We start from the raw sequence: 5,506 nt of genomic DNA, 5'->3' as shown, positions 1-5,506 counted from the left end.
CGCTGGGCCGGGCCAAGGCCACCCACTACAGGCGCCACCCGGTCGCACCGCCGAAGCCCAAACGCGCCCTGGTCCCGCACCGCGAGCGTCACCAGTCCGCTTCGAGGACATTGCGGCCACCGCGCTCAAGGAGCGGGCCAGTTACAAGGACTTCCTGGCCGACCTGCTGGAAGCCGAATGCCTCCAGCGCGAGGAACGGAAAAAGACCCGCCTGGTCAGAGAAGCGAACTTCCCCCGCCCGAAGCGGCTGGAGGACTTCGAGTTCGAGAAGAACCCGAACGTCACCCCCGAGCAGGTCAGCACCCTGGCGGACCCGGCCTGGGTGAAGGCCGGCCTGCCGCTTTGCCTGATCGGCGACTCCGGCACCGGCAAGTCGCACCTGCTGATCGGCATCGGGACCGCGATCGCCGAGGCCGGGATGCGGGTCCGCTACACCACCACGGCGAACCTGGTCAACGAGCTCGCCGAGGCGGCCGACGAGAAGAAGCTCGGCCGCACCCTCGCGCGCTACGGACGCGTTGACCTGCTCTGTCTGGACGAGTTCGGATATCTCGACCTGGACAAGCCCGGCGCGAAGCTGCTGTTCCAGGTGTTCACCGAACGCGAGGAACGACGCGCGATCGCCATCGCCTCGAACGCGCCGTTCTCGGAGTGGAAGCAGACCTTCGTCGACCCCCGGCTCTGCTCGGCGATCGTTGACCGGGTCACGTTCAACGCGCACATCGTTGAGACCGGCACCGAATCGTTCCGCTTCAAGAAGACCCAGGAGAAGCACCGAAAGCCCTGAGGGCGGGCCTGGGCCCACGAGCCCGTTCGCGGGCCGAAGCAGACGTGGGGCGCCTTGAACAGCGACTCACTGGCGGGACCCCGTAGATCGGTCCACGTGCGGTGAGAGCCGCTCAACCTTGCCGTTCGTAGCGTAGTTCGGTCCTCGAGTGCCCGGAAGGGGATCCCTCACCGGACTGAGTCAGGGCATCAGCGATGAGTGCCAGCTGGGGCGCAGGGGCGGTCTGCTCTACGGTGTCCGAAGTGAGCTATCCAAGGCCTTCATTAGGTGCGCGACGCGGCTCTTTCCGATGGGGGCGAGGGGGTATCGACCGAGAACGTCGATCAGCACAGGCGTAGCGCGCTGACGCGCTTGCTGGATCAGCGCGTCTCCCACGGCGGGGTCATCGCCCGCGCAAAGCTCGGCTGCCCGCGCCGAGCTTGCGGTCGCGCGCAGGATGTGGCCAACCTGGGTTGCCTTCGCAAGAGGGTGCAGGTACGCAGCGGATGCCGCGTCGCCCGCAGCACGCGCAGCATGTCTGGCGGCTTCGCTGACGGCAGCTTTTGCCGCGCGGTGCGCATCCAGCGAGGCAACGCGCTGCAGCGTTGTTCGTGGAGCGCCGTTCGCGAACGTCCATGCAGCTTCGACGGCAGCGCGAGGCCGCGCGTCTTCGGGATGAGCATCCTCGAAGATCGCAAGGACTTCCTGTGCGCTCTCGACTGCGTAGCGGGCCACGACCCGCAGTTCGCACATGGTCAGCTCGAAATCGCCTGGTCCAATTGGCATGCGCTCCATTCTGGCCGGTGCGCCGACGCCCGTTCACCCGCCCGAAAGCCGGTCCCACCGGGACGCCCGGCAGGACCGCGGCAATCCCTGGTCTGCGGGCACCCGCAGACCAGGCGATTTACGGCTGAGTGAGTCGACAACAAGTAATGACCCGAGCATCTAAGACCGAGGCCGGCACCCCTCAGGGGCGCCGGCCTCGGCCCAGTTGGGCACGAACCGTTCTCCGCCGGTCGCGCCAATGCCCGTCCCCGTCGGGCACCGCGGATCGGAGAATCCGTCGGTCCCGGATCGAACACGGGTCGAGATCCGCGGTGTTCTCGACGCGCCTGTCGGGGGCTCGTCGTCCATCGAATCCGATGTGCTTCACGCTACCGCCCAGCGCCCTACTCACGGCCAGGGAACCCACCCGTTCGGGGTGGGGCCAAAACAACTTGCCGGAGCCACGTTGACGACCCTCACACGACCCCCCACCACCGGGCCGTGGGGCCAACTTCAGTGTCGAAGTGGGGCCAGTTGGAGTTGCCACAAACACTTGAACAATCCCATGCGGCGAAGTCTGCCAGGGTCGCCCCGGGCTCACGGCGCCGACCTCGGCTCGGACCGCGCCCACCCAACCGAGGAGCTGGGGAATTACGTGACCGCAAGGACGGGGAATTACGTGACCGTCCACAACATCCGCACGCGACCGCAGACAGGCCCTCGGCTCGATGCCGGGGGCCGCTGTCATGCACGGTCGACTGCCCCGCCATCCGTCGACGGCTGCGCCGACCACTTGCACTCGTACGTCAGACACTCCGCTTCGAACGTCACGTCAGTCTGCGGGTTGTCTGTAAGCACTGCCGGGGGACCAAGGCTGACTGATCCCTCCAGCAGTAGGCTGCACTGGCCATGAACATGCACACCTCCGACCGGAAGGACCGGCCGGACGACGCGACCGGCGCCGAGCTTTACGAAGCTTGGAGAGCCGGTCGCGTCATCGAGCCGCCGATCAGGCGGCGCTTCCGGGACGTCATCACCGACCGTCTGGCAGGCCCGCAGCCGCCGCAGGCCGCGATGTTGTTCCAGTCCTCAGTTGACCCGTTCTGGACGGACGACAGGTTCTTCCTCGGCGACTTCTACAACGAGATCCTCCACCAGGACACCTGCCAGCCGGACACCGCCGACGGCGTCCCCCTGCTGGCGGCCCTGGCCGTCGATGACCGGGTGCCACCACAGCAGCGCTTCGAAGCGGTTGACCTGCTGTTCCACGCCGCCACTGTCGCAGGCCGGCACTTGGCCGACTGCTGGCCCAACACTCCGCGGCATGCAGATCCGGAGAGCGAGAACCGGGCCCGAGAGGCGGTCCAGTCCTGCACCCCGGACCTGCTCGCCCGATGGGCAGCCGAATGTCCGGGTGTCCGGCTGGCCCTCGCGGGCCTCGCTGTGGTGTTCCCTACCACCCGCACGCTGCCCGCCTTGACTCCACGGCTTCGGGGCTTCGCCGAGCAGCATCCACGGGGCACCGACATCGGCGATTACGTGCGGTTCGTCCTGGTACTGGCCGCAGACGACGAACACCAGACCCTCGCTACCCTCGAAACGTTCACCGATGACTACTGGCGGGGAACCTCCCGCGGAACACCGACACGAGCCCGAGCTCTCCACCTGCTCGGTCAGATGCTGGACCGGATCGGAACGAGCCTCACACGGTCACGCCCTGGGGAATAACGACGTGATCGTCCACAGAAGGGCGCCCCCGTCGTTGGCTACCGTCCGCTCAGCCCGCAGTGACGCATCGCTCACGGGTTCCGGAAGGTGATCCGGCAGTGGTCCGACTTGAACCCTCGGACTCCTCGACCTCTCGGCATCAGCTCGACGAGTTCGCAGACCTGCATGACAACCGTCCGCACGTAGTCGATCCGGTCGGGGTCTTCGTAGTCCAACTCCTCCCACAGGTACTCGACGTCCCCCAGATCTACCCGCACCCGCTTCGTTGCCAGGTCTGCCAGCTCGGTCCGGAACTTCGCCAGGTCGGCATCACACCTGCCGATGCCTGCACGCATGGTCGATGCGTCGATGTCTCCTACGGCGAACATCTCCGCCAGGGCGGTACGCCTCTCGGATGTGGCCACCTCCTCGGCCAGTAGCTCGGCCTCGCGCTCCTCGTCTGCGGCATCCGTGGCCGGAGCCTGGTTCCACTCCTCGGCCCTGTCGATGACCTTCCGGACCACGAAGGAGTCAAGGGGGTCTGCCGGGCATGTGATGCACCGGCCACCTGAGCAGGTGTAGATCCTGTATCGCTCGCCCGCCGCGTTCTTCTTGCTCCACCCCTGCGTCACGACGGCCTGACACTTCGAGCAGCGGACCACGCCGGACAACAGAGCCTTGCGCTTCCCTCCGCCGCCCGTGTTGCGCTCAGGGTCGCTCAGGTAGCGCGCGAGGGCCCGGAACACGCCCTCGGAGACGATCGGCTCCCAACTGCCCGTGCCGGTCTCCTCGGTCACCCGTACGCGTCTCCCATCAGGCTTCTCGACCCACTGGGAGTACGTCTGGATGCCCGCGTTCCTCGGTTTCAAGAGGACGCACCGGAGGTTCGAGCTACGCCACTCCTTGCCGTGTGGCGAGAGTAGCTCGCGAGCGTTCCAGTCTTTCGCGATGGACCACAGGGAGACACCGGCCAGGACATCCCGGTACGCCTGCCGCAAGGCTTCCGCCTCCTCCTCGCGATGCGTGCCGTCGCGCTCGAAGCCGAAGGGGCGAGTGCTCCAGAAGGGCCTGCCCGACTCCCTGCGGCGCTGATGACCGAGCACCTGACGCTCTACTCGCATCTCGGTCTCGTTCTCGGCTACCGCAGCGCCGATGCGAGCAGCCAGACGACCCGAAGGGGTCGCCAAGTCCAGGACGCCCTGAGCCTGTGCGGCGGCCAGATGAACGCCGGTCTCCTCGGCCAGGTCCACCAGCTCGACCAGGTCGCGTGTCGTCCGGTAGAGGCGGTCGTAGTGCCTGGCTACGACGACGTCAGCCGTACCCGTGCGAACCAGCTCGACCACGCGCCTCCAGCCTTCACCGCGAGCCGACACCTTGCGGCCCTCAACGACGCGGAACTTCGACGCCGAAGAGTCCTTCTCTGTGATGACCTCTACAACGGTCCAACCGTTCCGGTCGCACAGTGCCTGGCTCAGTTCGACCTGTTGCGTGAGGTTCCCACCCTTGGACTCCTCGCCCCTCGGGGTTGGGCTGAGCCTGGCGTAGATAATCGCTCGCACCGTCTGTCTCTCCTACATGTCGTCGTGGCACTGCCTCAACCTGGTGTGCGGCCCCGAAGGCGTGGCGAGCGGTGTACTGCTCCGGGCGGGCGAAGTCCGGGTGGGCGCTGAGCTCAGCCGTAAACGTCGAATCTCGGCCCGCAACGACCGAGAACTGGCCAACGGCCCATCCCGTCTGGCTACCGCCCTCGACATCGGCCGAAGCCTGAACGGCACTGACGCCATCGCCCACCCGGGTGCCCCTTTGTCCGTACTGCACGGCACCCCACCACCGTGCGACCAGGTACGCAACGGTCCCCGCACCGGCGTGGGCGGTGACGGAGCCCCACACCCCTGGCGCTTCTGGATCGACGGAGACCCCACGGTGAGCCTGTACCGACCCCACACACCACGCCGCCGCGCAACTTGACTCGCCTCTGCCGGACACCTAACGTAGTCCGAGCCGCTTGAACGGGTACTGCTGTCGGCACGGTCCATCGGACCGAGGCTGAGCACCCGGAAGCGACCAACCACTACCTTCGACTCACCCTGGCGGGTGCGAATTCGGCATGCCGTAATTCGATCCCATCGGCTCGATTATGAGCTGCCAAGGAAATCGACTAAAGTAGTGGACACGCCGAAAGGCAAAGGCCACTCCAAAGGCCACCGGAATCAAATTCGGACCGGAAACGGAAACGAAAAAGAGTCTGGTAAGGTTGGAACCGCCGGA

At 66.5% G+C, this 5,506-nt stretch carries 5 protein-coding genes and 1 pseudogene; 3 read left to right on the top strand and 3 right to left on the bottom strand.

Going from position 1 to position 5,506, the window contains the following annotated elements; translation table 11 throughout:
• The coding region (istB, locus tag ACWD6R_RS39650; RefSeq protein WP_451823200.1) for an IS21-like element helper ATPase IstB at positions 1 to 787 on the top strand (787 nt) is incomplete at its 5' end.
• A 228-nt stretch (positions 788 to 1,015) separates the two neighbouring features.
• On the opposite strand, the gene ACWD6R_RS39645 is transcribed toward istB, so the two are convergent.
• Positions 1,016 to 1,552, bottom strand: a complete 537-nt coding sequence (locus ACWD6R_RS39645) for a putative immunity protein (RefSeq protein WP_451823199.1) — start codon at positions 1,550 to 1,552, stop codon at positions 1,016 to 1,018.
• A gap of 888 nt (positions 1,553 to 2,440) precedes the next feature.
• On the opposite strand from ACWD6R_RS39645, the gene ACWD6R_RS39640 reads away from it, so the two are divergent.
• On the top strand, positions 2,441 to 3,259 hold the full coding sequence (locus ACWD6R_RS39640; RefSeq protein ID WP_451823198.1) for a hypothetical protein: 819 nt from the start codon (positions 2,441 to 2,443) through the stop codon (positions 3,257 to 3,259).
• 71 nt (positions 3,260 to 3,330) lie between these two features.
• Here the strand turns inward: ACWD6R_RS39640 and ACWD6R_RS39635 are convergent, their stop codons facing one another.
• Positions 3,331 to 4,797, bottom strand: coding sequence for a recombinase family protein (locus ACWD6R_RS39635; protein ID WP_451823197.1), 1,467 nt, complete (start codon positions 4,795 to 4,797; stop codon positions 3,331 to 3,333).
• Between the two features lie 25 nt (positions 4,798 to 4,822).
• Between ACWD6R_RS39635 and ACWD6R_RS39630 the strand changes: the two are divergent.
• Positions 4,823 to 5,206, top strand: a pseudogene (locus ACWD6R_RS39630) (DNA-3-methyladenine glycosylase); the annotation flags it as partial.
• 114 nt (positions 5,207 to 5,320) lie between these two features.
• On the opposite strand, the gene ACWD6R_RS39625 reads toward ACWD6R_RS39630, so the two are convergent.
• The coding region (locus ACWD6R_RS39625) for a hypothetical protein (RefSeq protein WP_451823196.1) at positions 5,321 to 5,506 on the bottom strand (186 nt) is incomplete at its 5' end.

The organism is Streptomyces sp. NPDC005151 (genome assembly GCF_053599875.1).
Note: the sequence above shows the minus strand (reverse complement) of the source record. Positions and strands in the feature narration are given on the sequence as shown.

What these genes read in the sequence shown, in the direction of transcription:
- ACWD6R_RS39640 (WP_451823198.1), top strand. Translation starts at nt 2,441, where the DNA reads ATGAACATGCACACCTCCGACCGGAAGGACCGGCCGGACGACGCGACC.
- ACWD6R_RS39645 (WP_451823199.1), bottom strand. Translation starts at nt 1,552, where the DNA reads ATGCCAATTGGACCAGGCGATTTCGAGCTGACCATGTGCGAACTGCGG.